General features: G+C 39.7%; 1 protein-coding gene. It reads left to right on the top strand.

What is annotated here, in order from left to right:
- Window positions 1-239 (top strand): hypothetical protein (locus NDO48_RS29525; protein ID WP_267322959.1); only part of this gene is annotated, 239 nt, incomplete at both ends.

Raw genomic sequence — 239 nt, 5'->3', positions numbered from 1 at the left:
GCCTTAGACGATGCGATTGTAGAATTAGAGCAAACCCCTTTCAATCAAAACCCTAGCATAAGCTATAACGCCCCTAAACAAGAACCCAAAAGCGCAGAGAAAATAGAACAAGCAGAAAGAATAGAGGGAACAGAAAAAAAAGAAAAGCTAGAAACAAGAGAGAACACAGAAACCCTACAAACTCCCATGCTTTCAGCCAAAGATCGCATTTTTCACAACCTTTTCAAGCAAGTTCAAAC

Source organism: Aminobacter sp. MET-1, from assembly GCF_026521175.1.
Classification (GTDB): Bacteria; Pseudomonadota; Alphaproteobacteria; order Rhizobiales; family Rhizobiaceae; genus Aminobacter.
This window is presented reverse-complemented; position numbering and strand designations above follow the sequence as displayed.